The organism is Chryseobacterium herbae (assembly GCF_025154075.1).
Lineage (GTDB): Bacteria > Bacteroidota > Bacteroidia > Flavobacteriales > Weeksellaceae > Chryseobacterium > Chryseobacterium herbae.
The window spans coordinates 223,403-242,844 of record NZ_JAOAMU010000007.1 but is presented as its reverse complement, the minus strand read 5'-3'; the positions used below and the strand labels follow the sequence as shown (position 1 = coordinate 242,844).

Sequence of the window (19,442 nt, the reverse complement as noted above, 5' to 3'; positions counted from 1 at the left end):
AAACGGACAACAACAATGGATATCATTCTAAAAAAAGACGTAGAAAACTTAGGACTTGAGTTTGATACAGTAAGCGTAAAGCCAGGTTATGCAAGAAACTTCTTACTTCCAAAAGGAATTGCACTTTTAGCAACTCCTAAAAACAAAGCAGCTCTGGAAGCTACTTTAGAGGCTAGAAAAGAAGAAGAAGCTAAACTTATCGCTACCGCTAACGGTGTAGTAGATCAATTGAAGAAAACTTCTATCACTATTCCTGCAAAAGTAGGTTCTGGTGACAAGTTATTCGGATCTATCAACAATTCTGATCTTTCTGACGCTCTTGCTAAAGCTGGAGTTTCTGTAGAGAAGAAATACATCAAAATCCCAGGGAACACTATTAAAAGAACTGGTAAAGTTACTGCAAACATCAGACTTCACAGAAATGTTGAGTACAATTTCGAATTCGACATCGTATCTGATGCTCCGGTAGAAGCTCCTAAACCAGCTGCTCCTAAAGCTAAAGTAGTAGTAGAAGAAACTCCTTCTGAAGAAGCATAAGCTTTAAAGAGATTTTCTCAAATATATAAACCACTTCGTTTGAAGTGGTTTTTTTGTTTTTTGTTCTATCTATTAGAAGCTTAATCCCGCTATCCACTCATACTCCTCGCGCAGCCGCTTAGCCAACGCTTACTGCGGGGTAACCGTTTCTATCGGGGCTAAGGAAGCGGGTGACTTCGGGAACCTCAGTCACCCGCTTCCAGTACTCTATCAACAATTAACAGAACATTCGTCATTGTATTGGTGGCTGAGGCTCCCGAAGCCACCCATACAATCACTCCCCTCCTCTCAATTTCTGCTGGTACTCAGTAGGCGGTATTCCTATTACTTTTTTAAAGATATTACTGAATGAAGACAGGCTGTTGTAGCCTACCATCATCGCTATTTCGTACATATTATATTTTCCCTCCATCATTAATTCCAGCGAGCGGGTAATCCTTAAAGCACGTAGGAAACGGACGTAATTCATCCCTAAAATCTCTTTAAACCTCCTGGAGAGGGTTCTGGTACTCATCCCAAATTCTTTTGCCGTAGATTCGATGGTAAGAGGTTTCTCGAGATTAGCATGGATATACTTGGCAATCTTCAGAAGGGTTTCGTCCTTTGGAAACGGATGCTGAACGGGGAAAGCCAGTTTTTTGTCTCTTTTTTCGGGAAGAATACCTTTTAATGCTTTGAGGAAAAAATATCTAGATCCGTCATTTTTTGTGATTTTTCCATTCCAGTCTTTGGTATACAAAATCATTTCCCTGAGAAGATGACTGACTGAATAAATATTAATTTCATCAAAGAAGCCATTTTCATTTTCTTCTTTTTTAAAATAAAAATTATAAAATTCTACATTTGGACTGCTTGAAAAGATATAATGAGGTGTTTCCGCCGGGATCCACATAAAGCATCTTGCCGGAAGGTACCAGTGTTGGAGATCTGTAAAAATATGGACTATTCCACCCTCTGCATAAACCATCTGGGCAGAACTGTGATGATGAATGTCTGTCGTTATGCCTCCTGTAAACACATTATAGACATAAAATTCTGCATCATCTTCCTCTACTGCTTTAAAATGGCTGTCATTCATAGAATAAATGTAAGAAGAAATTTTCACATTGGCGTAAATGAGCAAATCTTTTTCTGCTTTAACAAATAGGGTCCGATCCTGTGCAGCGTAACTTTGCAGCATCAAAATCATTTCAGCAAAAATCCCTTACTTAAATTATGAATATGACATTTAACGCCTTCCAATACAGGTGTATGGCGTTGTCCTTACTGTTGACAGGCAGTTTTTTACACTCACAAATGACCGATTACCAGCATCTGAGCTTGCAGCAGGCTATAGAGACCGGTTTGAAAAATAACAAGAGTATCCGCATCAGCCATTTAAAACAGGAAATGTCTGTTACAAAGGAGAAAGACCTTGCTATGGAAAAACTGCCAGATATTGAATTTCATACCAGCTACAATCAGGTGACCAATCTTTTCCAGCATCAGAATGGCTTTTTCAACAAAGCTACTAAATATGACATCATCAATGGAATGTATGATTTTACCCTTGCAGCCTCGATTCCTGTGTATATGGGTGGAAAAATCAGAAATACAGAAAAAAAAGCAGCGATTGATACCGAAATTTCGGCTCTAAAAACCCATCAGGATGAAAGACAACTGAAAATGGAGATCATTACAGCTTTTCTTCAGATCCATCATTTAAAGGAACAACAAAGCCTTATCAATGATAAAATGAAGGAGGACTCCATTAATATCAAACAGGTAAAAGCTTTAAAAGCCAATGGAGTTGTCACGGTGAATGAAGTCCTGAGAACGTCTTTGCAGCTTTCGAACCATACGATGAGCTGGACAGAGCTGGATAACGATATTCAGATCGCAGAACATAAACTTAAAACTATTCTTTCGCTTCCGGAAAACCAGGAAATGCATGCAAACACGGAAGATCTGATCTCCGACAAAGCTTCGGTTCCCTATATCGATGAGCTTACCGAAACGGCTTTGCATCAAAATGAATCGGTAGAAATGACCCACAAAAACCTTTCGTTAAAACAATTGGATCAGAAAATCACGAAAGCGAATTATTTACCGAGAATCACAGCCGGTGGAGAATATTTTATAAAGTACCCGAATATGATGTTTTTTCCTCCCGAACCATATGCCTACCGCCTTGGAATGCTGGGTGTCAATCTTACCTATCCGATTGAAAACCTGTATAAAAACAAATACAAAATGCAGGAAGCCAGGGAAAATATTGATCTGGCCCAACTTCAGATCGAAGAAAACGATGAAAATGTGCGGCATCATGTGTATGAAGCGTATAAAAAATTTGAAGAAACTGATCAGAAGGTTAAAATCGCAGAGGAAGCCATTGGTCAGGCCAAAGAAAACTACAGAATTGTAAAGACAAAATACGCCAATAAATTAAGTCTGATCACCGAGCTAATCGACGCAGACAATGCTTATCTGGAGGCTGAATCCAATCTTATCTCCGTAAAAATCAACCGACAATTAAAATATTACCAACTCCAGTACACGATTGGAAACTTATAAAAACTATGGCAAAGAAACAACTGACACAAAAGGAAAAAAGAATCAACAAAACGATCACCCTGCTGGCCTGGATCCTGATCATCAGCGGGATTACAGGAATGGTAAGCTTCTTTCTATTCTCAAGAAAAAATGTCACCACGAATGATGCCCAGATCGAGCAATATATTACACCCGTTTCCAGTAAGGTTTCAGGCTTCATTAAAACGATACAGTTCGAAGAAAACCAGTTCGTCCGAAAAGGAGATATATTAATCGTCATAGACAACAGAGAGTTTGTCAACCAGGTGAAAATGGCGGAAGCAGGCCTTCATGCAAATGCTGAAAACATCACCACCATTGAAAGCGGTGTCAATACCAAAGAAAGTGATTCCAAAATCATCGATGCTAAAATTGCTTCAGCCAAAATTGATATCTGGAGAACGGAACAGGATTTTAAGCGGTATAAAAATTTAGTTTCAGAAGATGCAGCCACAGAACAGCAATTTGAGAATGTAAAAGCTTCCTATGAACAGGCCAAAGCCAATCTTTTAGCCTTAGAACAGCAGAAAAATGCGGTGAGAGCAGGTGCCAATGAGCAGCAGACAAAAGTAGCTCCCGTCAAAAGTCAGATCCAGCAGAGTTCTGCAAGCCTGAATAATGCTAAGCTTTTTCTTTCCTATACCGTGATTACAGCACCTTATGATGGCTGGGTCGGGAAAAAGACCATCCAGGAAGGACAACTTATTAAAGAAGGCCAGGCTCTGGTACAAATTGTGAGCAAAGAAAAATGGATTATCGCGAATTATAAAGAAACCCAGCTCGGACAGATCGATCCGAAACAGGAAGTTACAATCACGGCAGATGCTTATCCTGATATTGAATTTAAAGGAAAAGTGGTTTCCGTATCTCCTGCTTCCGGTTCACAGTTTTCCCTCGTAAAGCCGGATAATGCCACCGGAAACTTCGTGAAAATTGAACAACGATTTCCTGTGAAAATTATTCTCGATAATAATCAAAATAACGAAAAACTACTTTCCGGGATGAATGTTCTGGTGAGTGCAAAGAAAATATAGTGATTTAGTGTGAATGTTAGAGAATGTAAGGGTGTGTGAGTTATTAGAGCTGAACGATAGTAATGCAGAAGAATACTTTAATAATGATCACATCCTCACATTTTTAAGTTCGCATATTATCATTTAATAAACAGCCTTAGATTTTTTCAGCGGAAAGACACATTTGCATCGACAGACTTATTATTATTCTTAAGTATTTGTCAATTTACCTTTTACTTTTACACCCTGCTTCTTTGTCTTTCCGCGTTTTTTTCTCCCACCCCCAAATCAACTAATCATCAAATCAACACATCAACGAATCAACACATCAACCATGCAGCATCATACAGTTTATCACAAATGGGTCCCACAATGGCTGAAATTACCCCTTCTTGTACTTGCTCTTTTTCCACACCTGATGTTATTGTCGCTTTTGCATTCCAATAGTGCTTTCACGTCTTCTTTTATGGATGTCGATTCGGATGACATCCAGTATTTAATGATTTTGATGTACGGGACATTTGTGGTTACACTTTTAGTTTTACAACGGTTTTTAGCCTATTTCAGCGTGAAGTATTATATTCTTCTGATGGCTTCTGTTTCGGTGATTATCCTGTATGTTTTATCAATCACAAATAATTATCAGGTTATTCTGGTGATCCGTTTTCTGGAAGGCATTTTCGGACTGTTCGAAGGTGCGATTTTTCTTCCGCTGATTATCGCCGAATTAAAAACAAAACACGCCAAAGTAATAGCCTATCTGTTCATGTACAGCATCATGCTTACCGGGGGAACCATCACCACTTCTTTACTGAAATCCAGTATTGAAGATTATGATTTCAAGCATATGATCCTGATGATGGCTTACTTTCACATCTTTGTCCTGATCATTGGAATTGCTCTTTTTAATACCAACAGATTCTTTCCTAAAATGCCTCTATATCAGCTGGACATTACCAGTTGGTTCCTGCTTTGGGCTTGCCTGCAGTCAGGAGGTTATGCCATTATTTACGGAAAAAGACTGATGTGGCTGGAGTCCGACACGATTATCATGTGTTTTTTCATATTTCTTCTTTCCGGAGGATTATTTATGCTAAAGCAAAGGAATTCCAAAAGACCTCTTTTTCATTATGAAGTGTTCAGTTCTAAAAATGTCATTGCCGGAATGATTATGTTCTTTATTTTCTATCTGATCCGATCAGGTTTAAATAATGTATACAGCATTATGGCCGTCGTTTGGAAATGGCCATGGGATTATATTGTGAATATTCAATACTGGAATGTGGCAGGGACTTTATTGGGCGTTATTTTATCCGGAATCTGCCTGATGCGTGGTGTTTCTTCAAGAATTGTCTTCTTCACCGGATTTCTGCTGCTGGCCATTGATTGTGCATGGTTTACATATACCTTTTATCCGGATACGACCCTTTCCACGATCTGTCCGCCTTTATTTTTACAAGGAATCGCACAAGGTCTACTATTTACGCCACTTGTATTCTTTTTAATTTCCGGGATGCCTGAGCAATATGTCGCCAATGCCACGGCCTTAGGAACCACTACCCGTTTCTGGACCACTGCAATCGGATATGCCCTGATGCAGAATCTGATGCTGTTTTTAACATTAAAACATTCTGACACTTTAAGTTTCAATATGACCGATTCCAATCCTGTTTTCTACAGCCAGTGGAATCAGATTTTCGGAGCTAATCTGTCTAAACTGCCGGTTAATGAATCCCTGTCTATGACTGCCGGTGCATTTAAAGCAAAAATAACCGCTCAGTCGATTCTTCTTTCCAATATGGAGATTTTCACCGGACTTTTCTGGCTGGCACTGATTACGGCTTTTGCTTTGCTGCTGTATCATCCCGTAAAAATTGCAGTGAGAAATATTATGTGATTATTTAGGCCGAAAATTTGCTGTACTTCAGGAAATTTGATTTTATGGACATTCAGGAAATTGTATCGAATCAACAGGCTTTTTTCAAAACCCAGCAGACAAAGAACCTCAAATTCAGGAAAATGTATCTTGAAAAGCTTCGGGATATTATTCTAAAGAATGAAGATCTTTTATATGAAGCCATTCACAAGGATTTCGGGAAATCAAAGTTTGATACTTTTACCACAGAACTTTCTTTTGTCCTGAATGATATTCATTATTATCTGAAGAACTTAAATTCACTTTCAAAGCCTAAAAAAGTCACGACTAATCTTTCCAATCAGATCGGTAAAAGCAGTATTCATCCCGAACCGTTGGGCTGTGTCCTGGTTATTGGTGCCTGGAATTATCCTTATCAATTGTCACTTTCTCCTATGATCGCCGCACTGGCTGCGGGAAACTGCTGTATTTTAAAACCCAGCGAAATAGCAGAAAATACAATGAAAGTGATGGCAAAACTCATCAATGAGAACTTTCCGCCCGAATATTTGTATGTATACGAAGGTGGCATTGATAAAACTACAGAGCTTTTAAAACTGAAATTTGATAAAATATTTTTTACAGGAAGCACAAAAGTTGGAAAAATCGTGTACAAGGCAGCTGCAGAACATTTAACACCCGTTGTTCTTGAATTGGGAGGAAAGTCTCCTGCAATCATCACTAAAGATGCAGACCTTGAAGTAGCCGCCAAAAGAATCGTCTGGGGAAAATTTCTGAATGCGGGACAAACCTGTGTAGCCCCGGATTATCTGCTTGTAGAAGAAGCTATTCATGAACAGTTTCTAGAAATGCTGAGAAAATATATCACAGAATTCAAATACGAATCTGGTTCCGAACAATATACAAGAATTATCAACCGTAAAAATTTCGACCGTCTCATAAAGCTTATCGATCAGGAGAAGATTTATTTCGGAGGAAATTTTGATGAAACAAAACTGCATATTGAACCCACTATTCTGCATAATGTAACCTGGGAAGATGATGTCATGCAGGAAGAGATTTTCGGTCCGATACTTCCTGTGATCACCTTTACTCATTTTAATCCGGTTTTAAATACTATTTTGGACCATGAAAAACCATTGGCCGCCTATTTGTTCACCCATAATTCTGAGGAAAAAGAAGCTTTTACATCGAAACTATCGTTTGGTGGCGGATGTATCAATGATGTCATCATGCATTTAGGTAATGAACGATTACCGTTCGGAGGAGTTGGAGCTTCCGGTATCGGAAATTACCATGGAAAATATGGATTCGAAGCTTTTTCACATCAGAAATCTATCCTTGAAAAAGCAACCTGGGGTGAACCCAATATTAAATATCCACCCTATTCTGAAAAAAAATTAAGCTGGATTAAGAAATTACTATAATTATTCCCATTACTGAGATTTATATATAATAATTTGTACATTTATAGATGAACATTTAAATCTATATAATTATGAAAAATTTTAAAAAATTATCTCGTAAACAGCTAAAAACGCTTTCTGGTGGCAGTTCGTGTGCTGGCACTTGTGCAGATGGTTCCTTTATATCTTTAAGTTCTTGCACTTCATGTTTAGATTATCAGGGAGGAGGTGTAGCGTGTTTTAATTCACACGATAATAGCATACATGTGGAAAATTGCTAGTCTAAAAAAAGAGGCTATCTTTTTGGAAGAGCCTCTTTATCTTATCTTAAATAGTATCACTTAAGCTTTACCTGTTTGCAAAAACTTTTTTACTTTTTCTTTACTATATCCCTTTCCTTCCTCTAAAACTTCGCTTTGTTGTACATTTAATTTTTTTCCATTCTTATCTAATATGATAAAAAAAGGATAAAATTGCTGTTCATTTATATTTATGTATTGACTGAAAACTTTTTCATTTTTATTTTCGGGAGAGTAATTCAGGTGATAATAAAGATAATTTTTATCTACAATTTCCTTCAACTCAGGGGTACTTTGAACAAAATTATTAAAACGGAGACACCAGATACACCAGTTTCCACCCGCCTGAATGATGATATTTTTCCCTTCTTTTTTAGCCTTGGCAATTAATGTGTTGATATCATCCTCTGCATTGGCTTTCGGATCGTAGGGTTTAGGAAGTTTGGCTTTTTCCTCACCTGCTTTCTTCTTCGCATCCAGTTCAGCCTGATCAGTTTTCACCAAAAGGGCATTATCCTTCTGTCTTCCTTCCGGTACATTTTTTGTTTCCTGTGAAAAAGCAAATATACTCAGTCCCAGAAAGGCTATAATCGACAATTTTTTCATAAGATAAAAATAAAAAAAATTTATACTTATTGCAAGCAAAAATAGAACCATAATTTTATTATCACTAGATTTGCATGTTTTATGAATTTCTTAATCAAAATATTATATTTCATTTCAAAACTTCCGCTTAAAGTATTGTATATTTTTTCGGACGTTATGTTCTTTCTGAACTACTATCTGGTAGGCTACCGAAAGAATGTCATTACCCAAAATCTGCAAAAGTCTTTCCCTGAAAAGTCGGAAGAAGAGATCAGAATCATCCGAAAGAAATTCTATCTTAACTTCTCTGATTATCTTGTAGAGACTATTAAATCTTTCAGTATTTCTGAAACGGAAGCCAGAGTAAGAATGCAGCACATCAATCAGGACGTATTTCATGAAGCCAAAGCTGAAGGCAAAAATGTCATCATGCTTGCCGGCCATGTCTTTAATTGGGAATGGATGAATGCTTTCGCGAGAGTTATTCCTCAAAAACATTGTCATCCGGTATACAGAAAGGTCAACAGCGATTTCTGGGAAAACCAGATGAAAAAAGTAAGAAACAAATTTGGCAATGAAGCGCTGGAGGCGAATGAAGTGATCATGAATATCTTCAGGTCTAAAAATGATGGTGAATCAGCCTATATGTTTGTGGCAGATCAGACTCCGCATGTTGCTCATGTCAATTACGGATTAGATTTTCTTCACCAGAGAACACCTGCCTTTATAGGGTATGACAAACTGGCTACCAGAATGGACCTTGCCTTTATTTATTGCGAAATGAAGAAAGTAAAACGGGGCTATTACCAGGTGAACTACCGCAGAATATATCCGGACGGTGAAAAGTTTACAGAACACGAAGTGGTGAAAAAATTCCATCATCTTCTGGAAAATACACTTCACAAAAATCCTGACAACTATCTTTGGTCCCATAGAAAATGGAAATATCAAAGTGCTATTAAAACATTTGATGGCGATAAAAAATAATCCTGATGCCTAAAAAATTAGCCGTTGCTATCTTAAACTGGAATGGTAAAAACTGGCTTGAGAAATTCCTTCCAAGCGTGGTGAGTTTTTCCCAAGATGCAGATATTTATGTCATCGACAATCTTTCTACTGATGACTCTGTAGCGTTTGTACAGACCCATTTTCCTGCCGTAAAAATCATTAAAAACACTCAAAACTACGGTTTTGCCGGTGGATATAACGAAGGCTTAAAGGAAATAAACAATGAATACTATTGTCTTCTCAACTCTGATGTAGAAGTTACTGAAAACTGGACAGATCCGGTGCTCGAATTATTTGAGAAAGACGCTTCCATAGCAGCAATACAACCGAAAATACTTTCTTTTAATCATAAAACATTTTTTGAATTTGCCGGAGCTGGTGGTGGCCTTATTGACAATCTGGGCTATCCTTACTGTCGGGGACGTGTCTTCGATGATGTGGAAGAAGATCTAGGACAATATGATGATGAAACAGAGATTTTCTGGGCTTCAGGATGCAGTTTCTTTATCCGTTCAAAGGATTTCTGGGAACAGAAAGGTTTCGATGAACGGTTTTTTGCCCATCAGGAAGAAATCGATCTTTGCTGGAGGCTGATTAACTCAGGAAGAAAAACTTTCTACACCGGAAAATCCAAAGTCTATCACGTAGGTGGAGGAACACTCAACAAACAAAGCGCTCAAAAAACATACTTAAATATCCGCAATAACCTTTCTATGATGCTGAAAAACCTTCCGTTTCCCAAACTGATATGGTTAATTTTTTTCAGACTTTGTTTAGACGGAATTGCCGGAATTTATTTCGGATTAAAAAACGGATTTCCACATCTGTGGGCCGTTGTAAGAGCGCATTTCGGATTTTACGGACAGCTTCCGGGAACATGGAAACTCCGTCAAAATCATCAGAAGAGCAATTTCTATCAATCAAAATGGCTGATCTTCAGGCATTTTTTGGGTGGAAAACATTAGAGTATTAGAGTATTAGAGTATTAGAGTATTAGAGTATTAGAGTATTAGAGTATTAGAGTGCAAATATCTGACTATTTTATTTTAAGGGAAAAATTCTTAACTTCAAAAAACGTTAAGCTTTAAACCTTCCATTTAAAACCCTGAACGCTAAATAACACCGGCAACTAACCAACCAGCAACTTATAATTTATAATTCAAAAAGATGGATTTCTGCGCAATAGATTTTGAAACGGCAACTCACGAGAAGAATTCAGCGTGTGAAATGGGTATTTGTATTGTTCAGGATTCCAAAATCGTGGAAACGAAGACCTGGCTGATCAAACCGCCAAGCTTTCCCTATTTCAGCAGATTTAATATTGCCGTCCATGGGATTACTCCCGACGATGTAAAGGATGCTCCTACTTTTGATGAGATCTGGTACGAAGCTGAAGAAATGATGTACGGATCACTGATGATTGCCCACAATGCAAGCTTTGATGCGGGGGTTTTAAGAGGCTGTTTCCAGCATTACGGTATGTTTACCCCAAAGCTGAATTATCTTTGCAGTATTCAGCTCGCTAAAAAATCATGGAATTATCTTCCAAAATACGGACTAAAACATCTGGCAGAACATCACCAGATCAGTCTGAACCATCACCGCGCCGGAGACGATGCAGAGGCTTGCGCAAAAATTGCACTGTTGGCTTTTGAAAAATTAATCATTACTGAAAACGACGAAATCCATGAATCTTTTTTAAATAAATACATCAAAAAACTATAACCCCATGAAAAAACTTTTACTTCCGGCTGTCATTATTGTCAGCACCCTATTCCAGGCACAAAGCTCGGAACTCCTGAGTACAACATGGAATCTAAAGAAAGTAATTAAAAACAACATTACTTATGATCTTCCGCAGAATAGCGAAATAGGAGCTCCCACACTAACCTTCACTCCTCCTCCCGGAGCTTCGGGAACATACGTCACCATGGACAGTCATTTCTGTGGGACGAGTGTTTGGGCAATGATTTATCAGATGGACATTCATCCAACCAATTTTACATTTTGGACTTATGGAGCGGGACCCAACGAAACCTGTACACTCCCTGAAAATGTAAATTTTGCGAATCAATATTATCATTATTTCGCCTTTAATTCAGATAATCATCAGTACGTAATTACCAGTTCAGGAAACACAAGAAATCTAGTTCTCACCAATAATCTGGGAGATAAGGCATTTTATGAAAGTGGTTTCTTAGCCACCAAAGAATCGGAGGCATCTAAAACTGCGTCAATAAAGATTTATCCTAATCCTGTTAAAGACAGTTTCCTTGAAATCAAGGGTATTGATCACATTGAATGGACAAAAATTTATACCGCTGAAGGGAAACTCGTTCAGCAGAATTCTAAAGATTCCAGAATAGATGTTTCCGGCCTTTCAAAAGGAGGCTATTTCTTAGAAATCAAATCTCAGAAAGGAATAAGCAGACATCAGTTTATCAGGGAATAATCCTAATTTTTTTGATATCAGATTTCAGACATAAGATTTCAGACTTTCAACTGAGATGAAGAATGTCAATGGTGAATTTTGCTCCGCAAATGAATCGTGAATGTAGGTTGGAGAATAAGAGTCAAGACATTAGATATCAGAATGTCAGATTTAAGACTATAATTTATTAGCTTAAATACTACCAACCAACAACTCATAAACCAGTAACTAGCAACCAAAATTTACCCTGAAACTCATAACTCAGCTTAATTGCTTAACACTTCAGACAACAGGTTGAACTTTGGGATCTCTATCTCAAAGGTTTCCTGCGTATCCGTGTTTTTAACGAGGTATTTTCCGCTCATATTACCTACGCCGGACCGAAGCATTACATTGGAGAAATAAGCGAAATTTTCGCCTGTGGGAATTTCCGGTGTCAATCCGATTACACCATCACCAATAATCTCTGTGTATCCAAAACCGACATCAAAGATGAGCCATTTTCTTTTAAGTACTTTAATGGGAAAGCTTCCGTCATTTTCTATTGTAATATTGTACTTAAAGACATAACGGTTTTCGGAAGGATAACTGTTTTTACTATCATATTCAGGTATTACTGAAACTTTGATATTGGAAGTCATTTTTGAGAACATCACCTTAGTTTTTATAACAGATACAAAAATCTCGCCTTTTTTAAGGCGAGATTGTAAGTTATCTTAAAATTTTATTAAATTTTATAGTCCAAGGCCTTTTCTTTCGTCGCCTCCCATTAAAATTTCAACAGGATTGTCGATACCTTCTTTTACCGCTACAAGGAATCCTACAGATTCTTTTCCATCGATAATTCTGTGGTCATAAGACATGGCAACGTACATCATTGGTCTGATCACTACCTGTCCGTCTACCGCTACCGGTCTCTGGATGATGTTGTGCATTCCAAGAATAGCAGACTGTGGAGGGTTGATAATCGGTGTAGACATCATAGATCCGAAAGTACCACCATTTGTAATCGTGAATGTACCGCCAGTCATTTCATCAACTGTAATTTTACCGTCTCTTACTTTAGTCGCAAGATCTTTGATGTTGGCTTCAACTCCACTGAAAGACATGTTTTCAGCATTTCTCAATACCGGAACCATTAATCCTTTAGGACCTGAAACTGCAATTGAAATATCGCAGAAATCATAGTTGATTTTGAAATCTCCGTCGATAGATGCATTTACATCCGGGTACATTTGTAATGCTCTTGTCACCGCTTTTGTAAAGAAAGACATGAAGCCTAATCCTACTCCGTGTTTCTGAGCAAATTCTTCTTTGTATAATTTTCTTAATCTGAAAATTTCAGACATATCAACTTCGTTGAAAGTGGTCAACATCGCTGTTTCGTTCTTTACAGAAACAAGTCTTGAAGCGATTTTTCTTCTTAGAACTGAAAGTTTAGTTGTTGTAGTTGTACGTGCACCAGTTGCTGTAGAAGGTGTTCCACCTAAAGCAGGAACTGCAGCCAATTCTGCGTCTGTTTTAGTGATTCTTCCGTCTCTTCCGCTTCCTGAAACCTGTCCAGTCTCAATTCCTTTTTCGTCAAGGATTTTTTTAGCGGCAGGAGATGGAGCTCCTGTTGCGTACGTTTGTGGAGCAGCTACCGGAGCAGCTGGTTTTGGAGCTTCTTGTTTAGCCGGTTCAGCAGCTTTCGGAGCCTCTTCCTGTTTTGGAGCTTCAGCAGCAGGTGCGCTTCCGCCTGCAGGTCTTGGAGCATCCACATCAATTAAACAAACTACCTGGCCAACCTGTACTACATCACCCTCTTCTGCTTTTAACGTGATCACACCGCTTTGTTCTGCAGGTAATTCAAGAGTTGCTTTATCTGAGTCTACTTCTGCGATGGGCTGATCTTTTTCTACATAATCACCATCTTTCACAAGCCAAGTTGCAATTTCAACTTCTGTAATGGATTCTCCCGGTGAAGGAACTTTCATTTCTAAAACTGACATATTGAGTATTTTTTATTTTTTAATTGGATATTATTCTTAATTACACGGTAACGGGTCTTTTTGCAGGAGCATCATCTCTGTCGAAAACTCTGTTGATCACTGCATTCTGGCTTTTTTCAAACATTTTGTGACTTCCCGGAGCCGGAGCACCGCTTGGTACTGGAGCTACAATCTGGATTCCCGTATCTCTGAAGTTTCTCAGGATATAAGACCATGCGCCCATGTTTTCAGGTTCTTCCTGAGCCCAGATCAGCTGTGTTCTGCTGTCGTACTTGCTGAAGATAGCTTCTATAGCATCTGTCTGAAGCGGATATAACTGCTCGAATCTTACCAGTGCAATATTTTCACAGTTAAGTTCTTCTTTCTTCGCTAATAATTCGAAGTACAGTTTACCTGAACACAATACTAATTTTTCTACTTTTTTAGGATCTGCTTTAGGATCATCCAATATAGGCTGGAATGAACCGTTTGCAAAATCTTCCAGTGGAGAAACCACTTTAGGGTGTCTCAACAGAGATTTAGGGCTCATTACGATCAGTGGCTTTCTGAATGTCCATTTAAGCTGTCTTCTTAATAAGTGGAAATAGTTGGCTGGTGAAGTAACGTTGGCTACTACCATATTTTCGTTCGCACAAAGCGTTAAGAATCTTTCTAATCTCGCTGAAGAGTGTTCTGCTCCCTGACCTTCTGAACCGTGAGGCAACAGCATCACCAATCCGTCCTGGATCTTCCATTTCTCTTCTGCAGCAGCCAGATACTGGTCAACGATGATCTGAGCACCGTTTACAAAGTCTCCGAACTGAGCTTCCCAGATCGTTAAAGTATTAGGGGAAACCATTGCATATCCATAGTCGAAACCTAGAACTCCATATTCTGAAAGGTGAGAGTTGAATACATCAAATCTGCTTTCTGATACATGTCTCAACGGAATATATTCTTCTTCCGTATCTTCCGTTTTCACTACTGCGTGTCTGTGAGAGAATGTTCCTCTTTCCACATCTTCTCCGGAGATTCTTACATTGTGACCTTCCACAAGAAGCGTAGCATATGCCAACCATTCTCCAAGAGCCCAGTCTAATGAATTTCCTTCAATAGCTTTAACACGGTTATCAAACAGTCTTGTAATTTTATTGATGAACTTTTTGTCTGCAGGAAGAGATGACATTTTAATCGCCAGCTCTTTAAGCTTCTCTAAGTCATATTTTGTATCTACAGGAATCTGAACTGCACCTCTTTTTCCGATAGGATAATTGGTCCAGTCATCTGCCATAAACAGATCCATTACATTTTTTTCGATTTCTTTGGAAGCATCAAAGTCTTTATCTAAAAGCACTTTGAAATCTGATTCCATTTTTGCGATCACATCGTTTGAAGTGATGCTGTCCTTAAGCAATTTATCTTTATAAATTTCTCTTGGGTTCGGGTGTTTTGAAATCAATTTGTAAAGATTAGGCTGCGTAAATCTAGGCTCATCACCTTCGTTGTGACCATATTTTCTGTATCCTAATAAATCGATATAAACGTCTTTACCGAACTTCGCTCTGAAGTCTGCAGCAAAATGCATTGCATGAACTACTGCTTCAGCATCGTCAGCATTAACGTGCATTACCGGAGATTCAGTTACTTTTGCAATGTCAGTACAGTATGTTGAAGATCTTGCATCCGCATAGTTGGTGGTAAACGAAACCTGGTTGTTAACAACGATATGAACCGTTCCTCCTGTTTTGTAACCTTCCAGCGTCATCATCTGAGCTACTTCATAAGCAATACCCTGGCCGGCGATAGCACCGTCACCGTGGATTACGATAGGAAGAATCTTAGAACCGTCTCCTTTGTATTTGTCATCTATCTTCGCACGGCAGATCCCTTCTACAAGAGCCGCTACGGTTTCAAGGTGAGATGGATTCGGGGTAAGGTTGATAGCTACTTCTTCTCCTGAAGCAGTTTTCACTATTTTAGATGATCCTAAGTGATATTTAACGTCACCTGAGAATACATCCTCTTCGAATTCTTTTCCTTCAAATTCTGAGAAGATCTGCTTGTAAGATTTCCCGAAAATGTTTGACAACACGTTCAGTCTTCCTCTATGCGCCATTCCAAGAACCACTTCATCTACTCCTAATTGAGAAGATCTTGAGATCAGCTGATCCAATGCAGGAATTAAGGTTTCCCCTCCTTCCAGAGAGAATCTCTTCTGTCCTACAAATTTAGTGTGAAGGTAGTTTTCGAAAGCTACTGCCTGATTTAATTTTAGTAAAATCTCAGTTTTTTCGTTGGCAGAAAGACTTGGGTGATTTTCGTTCACCTGAAGCCACTTCTTAATGAAATCTTTTTCTTCAACGTTGTTGATATACGTATACTCTACTCCGATAGAACCGCAGTAGATACTTTCTAAATGCTTGATCAGATCCTGTAGTGTTGCAGGTTCTTTCATCCCTGTTTCAACAGCACAGTTGAATTTTGTATTTAAATCCTCCTTGCTAAGACCGAAGTTCTCGATGTCTAAAGTAGGCGTATAGTGTCTTCTTTCTCTAACCGGGTTTGTTTTTGTGAACAAGTGCCCTCTCGTTCTGTAAGCCTCGATAAGGTTTACTACCTTGAACTCTTTTTTGATGTGTTCCGGAACTTCTCCACCGGCTACTGCCTGAGAGATCTGCTGTACTGCCGGAGCAGCGTTGGCCGGAGCCTGAATGTATTGAATGTTATCATCATCTCCATAGTTCTCCAAAGCGAAATCGAAGCCTTGAAAAAAGGCTTTCCATGATGGCTCCAAAGAATCCGGGAATTTTAAGTATTGTTGGTATAAATCCTCAATTAACTGAGAATGAGCTGCGTTTAGGAATGAAAATCTGTCCATTATTACAGTTTATCTATTATTAAAATTTATTTGTAGAATTAATCTTCAAATTTAATAAAAAAAACCGAGTTAGGACAGCCTGAGACCGTTAAAAAAAATTAAGAAAAAAATAAATGAAAAAAAATTACTTAAACACTGATAATGAGAGCTTCATGTTTACCTCCTGTCCTTCTATCGGACGTTCAATAAAGGTTTGACGGATATCTCCGAAGCGCATCTCGTCTTTTTTAGCCTTCTGAATCAGCTGCTGAACGGCCCTTATTCTGCCTTCGTAATTTCCTTTGTAGTAGATCACATAGTTTTGGGAAGGATTGATTGTACGGAAATTGAAATTATTATCGGTAACTCCGATCTTCTTGGAAAGAGGAATTCCCAGAAAGTAAGAAATCTCTTTGTCTTTGTAGTTATCTGCATCGGTGATCAGGATCGGAAAGCCGAATTCATCGTCTTTTTTACCGAGATCCATCGTGATATAGTTGTAAATTTTACTATAATTCATCACTATATTTTTATACAGCGCTTCTTTCTTATTGGATGCACTCACATTGATCCCCAAAATCAGTTTATCTTCTTCATTTTCCACCATCAGACTGTCATATTTGATGGAAGCCATCTGGTTGTCTTTTTCCACTTTATTGCCCAATACATTTTTCAGATTCACCATGCTTTTGTTGATGTTTTCAGCAAACCGGTCTTCTGTCCAGAAATTTTCCACTCTCCTAAACACGGAAAGTTTTGGCGTGTGAACATTCCAGGTGATCTTCGTCTTTTCCGCCGAAACTACTTTAAACTGAACGTCAACGACCGTCGGATTTTCGTTTCTGTCCTCAAAAAGCTGGTACCGAAGGCTATTTAATGGATTTTCGTAACGGATGAACATTTCACCGTCCGTATCATTTTTAGGATCTACATAACTGATGGCACCACCCTGTCCTTCATACGGCGTATAATAATCAATATCGATAGACTGCGAACTTGTAAAAAAGTTGTTCCAGCGCGTAAAATGCTGAAGATTATTAAACTGGGCAAAGACTTTATCAACGGGATAATCGATCTCTTTTTCTATTTTAAAGTCCTTGTTTTCATCCACAAAATAATACATGGAAGCAGCATAAGCTCCTACCAACAAAACAAGAATCACGGCTGTAATTTTAAAAAAACGCATCGCACAAAAGTAAGACAAATAAAAAAAGTGACCAATATGTTGATCACCCTAGTTTTATGTTTAACACTTATTAACCTGATGGAGGTTGAAGACAGGAAGATGGATGTGGGAAGATAGAAGTTATTGTCCGGGAATTTAATGACTGAAAATACTTTTAATAACTTTTTAAAATTCTATCCGTGTGAACCAATTTTATAGTTGGAAATCACAAAGACGCGGGAATTTATCTCTGATAAAATTGTATAATGTCATTGCGAGGAGCTATGCGACGAAGCAATCTCTAAAATACTTTTTTGTAGCATAAATCAGAGATTGCTTCACCTAAAGGTTCGCAATGACAAGGTGTTTTTACATCTATCGCATGAAAGAAAACCGCTTCAAAAGTTTTCTTCTTGTTATCCAATGTGCGTTCCCGAAGGAAGAACCGCTCCTTTTTTCACCACTACGATTCCATCCTGCACGGAATGGGTTCCGTAATCGCCATCCGGAAGGTGTTTCCCTCCGATGATCTTGACATTGTCACCGATGTAACAGTTTTTATCAAGAATCGCCTTTTCAATGTAACAGTATTTCCCGATTCCCATGTTTGGACGGCCGTTTCTGTCATTGAGGACAATTTCTGTCGTATTCTGGTAGAAATCGGCACCCATCACATAAGAATTCACGATGGTACTTCCTTTATCTATTCTTGTTCTGTTTCCGATCACTGAATTCTCGATTTTATCAGCCATAATGATGCATCCGTCTCCGAAAACAGCCTTGCTTACGTAAGAACCGTTGATCTTAGACGGCGGAAGCATTCTCGCCCTTGTATAGATGGGTGAAGAAGAAAACAGATTGAATTGCGGAAGATCCTGACAAAGGTCCAGATTCGCTTCATAAAATGATTCTATGGTTCCGATATCCGTCCAGTAGCCTTCGTACTGATAGCTTAATGTTTTATACTTTCCGATTGAGTTTGGAATGATATCTTTTCCGAAATCATCACCAGCTCCATCTTCGAACATTTTCTTAAGGATCGTTCTCGTGAAAATATAGATTCCCATCGAAGCCAGGTATTCTTTTCCTTTATGCTTGTTTTCCTCTGAAACTTCAGATTTTAAGCTGTCCAATATGTCGTACTCAGGCTTTTCATAGAAAGAAGTGATATTTCCGTCATCATCAGACTTTAAAATCCCGAATCCGGTTGCATCTTTAGCTACTACGGGAATGGTCGCAATCGTCACGTCACCTCCGTTTTCAATGTGAAAATCCAGCATTTCCCTGAAATCCATCTGATAGAGCTGGTCACCGGAAAGGATCAGAATATAATCATAATCATACTTCTCCAGGTGCTTCATCGACTGGCGCACTGCATCTGCTGTTCCCTGATACCAGCTTTCATTTTCCACATTCTGCTCGGCAGCAAGAATATCTACAAAGCCTTTGCTGAAAATATCAAAGTGATAAGAATTCTTGATATGTGAATTTAAGGAAGCTGAATTAAACTGCGTTAAAACCAGGATTTTATTGAGCCCCGAATTCAGACAGTTGGAAATTGGAATATCTACCAGCCTGTATTTTCCTGCAATAGGAACTGCCGGTTTTGATCTTGAATACGTTAACGGGAATAATCTTGTCCCTCTGCCGCCTCCCAAAACAATGGAGATTACATTTCGTTTCATAAGTATCTTGCGTTTTATTGAATTAATTTTCTATTTTTT

17 protein-coding genes are annotated in these 19,442 nt (G+C 38.5%); 10 read left to right on the top strand and 7 right to left on the bottom strand.

From position 1 onward, the window contains the following. Positions 1 to 15 precede the first annotated feature (15 nt). Positions 16 to 537, top strand: a complete 522-nt coding sequence (gene rplI / locus N0B48_RS20215) for a 50S ribosomal protein L9 (protein WP_259840958.1) — start codon at positions 16 to 18, stop codon at positions 535 to 537. A 274-nt stretch (positions 538 to 811) separates the two neighbouring features. Here rplI and N0B48_RS20210 read toward each other — a convergent pair whose 3' ends face one another. Next, on the bottom strand, positions 812 to 1,717 hold the full coding sequence (locus N0B48_RS20210; protein ID WP_259840956.1) for a helix-turn-helix domain-containing protein: 906 nt from the start codon (positions 1,715 to 1,717) through the stop codon (positions 812 to 814). 71 nt (positions 1,718 to 1,788) lie between these two features. Here N0B48_RS20210 and N0B48_RS20205 point away from each other — a divergent pair, with 71 nt between their 5' ends. The 5 genes from N0B48_RS20205 (at position 1,789) to N0B48_RS22965 (ending at position 7,684) form a co-directional block, all read left to right on the top strand. Then, positions 1,789 to 3,090, top strand: coding sequence for a TolC family protein (locus N0B48_RS20205; protein ID WP_259840954.1), 1,302 nt, complete (start codon positions 1,789 to 1,791; stop codon positions 3,088 to 3,090). A 5-nt stretch (positions 3,091 to 3,095) separates the two neighbouring features. Beyond that, on the top strand, positions 3,096 to 4,142 hold the full coding sequence (locus tag N0B48_RS20200) for an HlyD family secretion protein (protein ID WP_259840952.1): 1,047 nt from the start codon (positions 3,096 to 3,098) through the stop codon (positions 4,140 to 4,142). Positions 4,143 to 4,455: 313 nt separating this feature from the next. Beyond that, entirely contained in the window at positions 4,456 to 6,018 is a 1,563-nt protein-coding gene (locus N0B48_RS20195) for an MFS transporter (protein ID WP_259840950.1), read from the top strand. Positions 6,019 to 6,038: 20 nt separating this feature from the next. Beyond that, entirely contained in the window at positions 6,039 to 7,424 is a 1,386-nt protein-coding gene (locus tag N0B48_RS20190) for an aldehyde dehydrogenase (protein ID WP_259841179.1), read from the top strand. Positions 7,425 to 7,495: 71 nt separating this feature from the next. Beyond that, positions 7,496 to 7,684: a bacteriocin-like protein gene (locus N0B48_RS22965; RefSeq protein WP_442867485.1), complete on the top strand. Its 189-nt coding sequence runs from the start codon at positions 7,496 to 7,498 to the stop codon at positions 7,682 to 7,684. A 60-nt stretch (positions 7,685 to 7,744) separates the two neighbouring features. On the opposite strand, the gene N0B48_RS20185 is transcribed toward N0B48_RS22965, so the two are convergent. Beyond that, on the bottom strand, positions 7,745 to 8,308 hold the full coding sequence (locus tag N0B48_RS20185) for a thioredoxin family protein (protein ID WP_259840948.1): 564 nt from the start codon (positions 8,306 to 8,308) through the stop codon (positions 7,745 to 7,747). Positions 8,309 to 8,389: 81 nt separating this feature from the next. Between N0B48_RS20185 and N0B48_RS20180 the strand changes: the two genes are divergently transcribed. From N0B48_RS20180 to N0B48_RS20165, 4 genes are all read left to right on the top strand, one after another. Then, positions 8,390 to 9,274, top strand: coding sequence for a lysophospholipid acyltransferase family protein (locus tag N0B48_RS20180; RefSeq protein ID WP_259840946.1), 885 nt, complete (start codon positions 8,390 to 8,392; stop codon positions 9,272 to 9,274). Positions 9,275 to 9,279: 5 nt separating this feature from the next. Beyond that, positions 9,280 to 10,260, top strand: a complete 981-nt coding sequence (locus tag N0B48_RS20175; RefSeq protein ID WP_259840944.1) for a glycosyltransferase family 2 protein — start codon at positions 9,280 to 9,282, stop codon at positions 10,258 to 10,260. Between the two features lie 202 nt (positions 10,261 to 10,462). After that, the gene (locus N0B48_RS20170) at positions 10,463 to 11,020 is read left to right on the top strand and encodes a 3'-5' exonuclease (RefSeq protein ID WP_259840942.1); all 558 of its coding nucleotides are present in this window, start codon (positions 10,463 to 10,465) and stop codon (positions 11,018 to 11,020) included. A gap of 4 nt (positions 11,021 to 11,024) precedes the next feature. Continuing rightward, positions 11,025 to 11,747 (top strand): T9SS type A sorting domain-containing protein, encoded by a 723-nt coding sequence (locus N0B48_RS20165; RefSeq protein WP_259840941.1) that lies wholly within the window; start codon positions 11,025 to 11,027, stop codon positions 11,745 to 11,747. 245 nt (positions 11,748 to 11,992) lie between these two features. Here the strand turns inward: N0B48_RS20165 and apaG are convergent, their stop codons facing one another. From apaG to N0B48_RS20140, 5 genes are all read right to left on the bottom strand, one after another. Continuing rightward, positions 11,993 to 12,379: a Co2+/Mg2+ efflux facilitator ApaG/CorD gene (gene apaG / locus N0B48_RS20160; RefSeq protein WP_259840939.1), complete on the bottom strand. Its 387-nt coding sequence runs from the start codon at positions 12,377 to 12,379 to the stop codon at positions 11,993 to 11,995. An 81-nt stretch (positions 12,380 to 12,460) separates the two neighbouring features. Next, positions 12,461 to 13,717, bottom strand: coding sequence for a 2-oxoglutarate dehydrogenase complex dihydrolipoyllysine-residue succinyltransferase (gene odhB / locus N0B48_RS20155; RefSeq protein ID WP_259840937.1), 1,257 nt, complete (start codon positions 13,715 to 13,717; stop codon positions 12,461 to 12,463). Positions 13,718 to 13,757: 40 nt separating this feature from the next. After that, positions 13,758 to 16,574 (bottom strand): 2-oxoglutarate dehydrogenase E1 component, encoded by a 2,817-nt coding sequence (locus N0B48_RS20150; protein ID WP_259840936.1) that lies wholly within the window; start codon positions 16,572 to 16,574, stop codon positions 13,758 to 13,760. A gap of 124 nt (positions 16,575 to 16,698) precedes the next feature. Then, on the bottom strand, positions 16,699 to 17,739 hold the full coding sequence (locus tag N0B48_RS20145; protein ID WP_259840935.1) for an SRPBCC domain-containing protein: 1,041 nt from the start codon (positions 17,737 to 17,739) through the stop codon (positions 16,699 to 16,701). A 395-nt stretch (positions 17,740 to 18,134) separates the two neighbouring features. After that, on the bottom strand, positions 18,135 to 19,403 hold the full coding sequence (locus tag N0B48_RS20140; RefSeq protein ID WP_034725336.1) for a glucose-1-phosphate adenylyltransferase: 1,269 nt from the start codon (positions 19,401 to 19,403) through the stop codon (positions 18,135 to 18,137). Positions 19,404 to 19,442 lie beyond the last annotated feature (39 nt).

Bases quoted from the DNA above. Each gene is read 5' to 3' on its own strand.
- rplI (WP_259840958.1), top strand. From the start codon at position 16: ATGGATATCATTCTAAAAAAAGACGTAGAAAACTTAGGACTTGAGTTT.
- N0B48_RS20210 (WP_259840956.1), bottom strand. From the start codon at position 1,717: ATGCTGCAAAGTTACGCTGCACAGGATCGGACCCTATTTGTTAAAGCA.
- N0B48_RS20205 (WP_259840954.1), top strand. From the start codon at position 1,789: ATGGCGTTGTCCTTACTGTTGACAGGCAGTTTTTTACACTCACAAATG.
- N0B48_RS20200 (WP_259840952.1), top strand. From the start codon at position 3,096: ATGGCAAAGAAACAACTGACACAAAAGGAAAAAAGAATCAACAAAACG.
- N0B48_RS20195 (WP_259840950.1), top strand. From the start codon at position 4,456: ATGCAGCATCATACAGTTTATCACAAATGGGTCCCACAATGGCTGAAA.
- N0B48_RS22965 (WP_442867485.1), top strand. From the start codon at position 7,496: ATGAAAAATTTTAAAAAATTATCTCGTAAACAGCTAAAAACGCTTTCT.
- N0B48_RS20185 (WP_259840948.1), bottom strand. From the start codon at position 8,308: ATGAAAAAATTGTCGATTATAGCCTTTCTGGGACTGAGTATATTTGCT.
- N0B48_RS20180 (WP_259840946.1), top strand. From the start codon at position 8,390: ATGAATTTCTTAATCAAAATATTATATTTCATTTCAAAACTTCCGCTT.
- N0B48_RS20175 (WP_259840944.1), top strand. From the start codon at position 9,280: ATGCCTAAAAAATTAGCCGTTGCTATCTTAAACTGGAATGGTAAAAAC.
- N0B48_RS20170 (WP_259840942.1), top strand. From the start codon at position 10,463: ATGGATTTCTGCGCAATAGATTTTGAAACGGCAACTCACGAGAAGAAT.
- N0B48_RS20165 (WP_259840941.1), top strand. From the start codon at position 11,025: ATGAAAAAACTTTTACTTCCGGCTGTCATTATTGTCAGCACCCTATTC.
- apaG (WP_259840939.1), bottom strand. From the start codon at position 12,379: ATGTTCTCAAAAATGACTTCCAATATCAAAGTTTCAGTAATACCTGAA.
- odhB (WP_259840937.1), bottom strand. From the start codon at position 13,717: ATGTCAGTTTTAGAAATGAAAGTTCCTTCACCGGGAGAATCCATTACA.
- N0B48_RS20150 (WP_259840936.1), bottom strand. From the start codon at position 16,574: ATGGACAGATTTTCATTCCTAAACGCAGCTCATTCTCAGTTAATTGAG.
- N0B48_RS20145 (WP_259840935.1), bottom strand. From the start codon at position 17,739: ATGCGTTTTTTTAAAATTACAGCCGTGATTCTTGTTTTGTTGGTAGGA.
- N0B48_RS20140 (WP_034725336.1), bottom strand. From the start codon at position 19,403: ATGAAACGAAATGTAATCTCCATTGTTTTGGGAGGCGGCAGAGGGACA.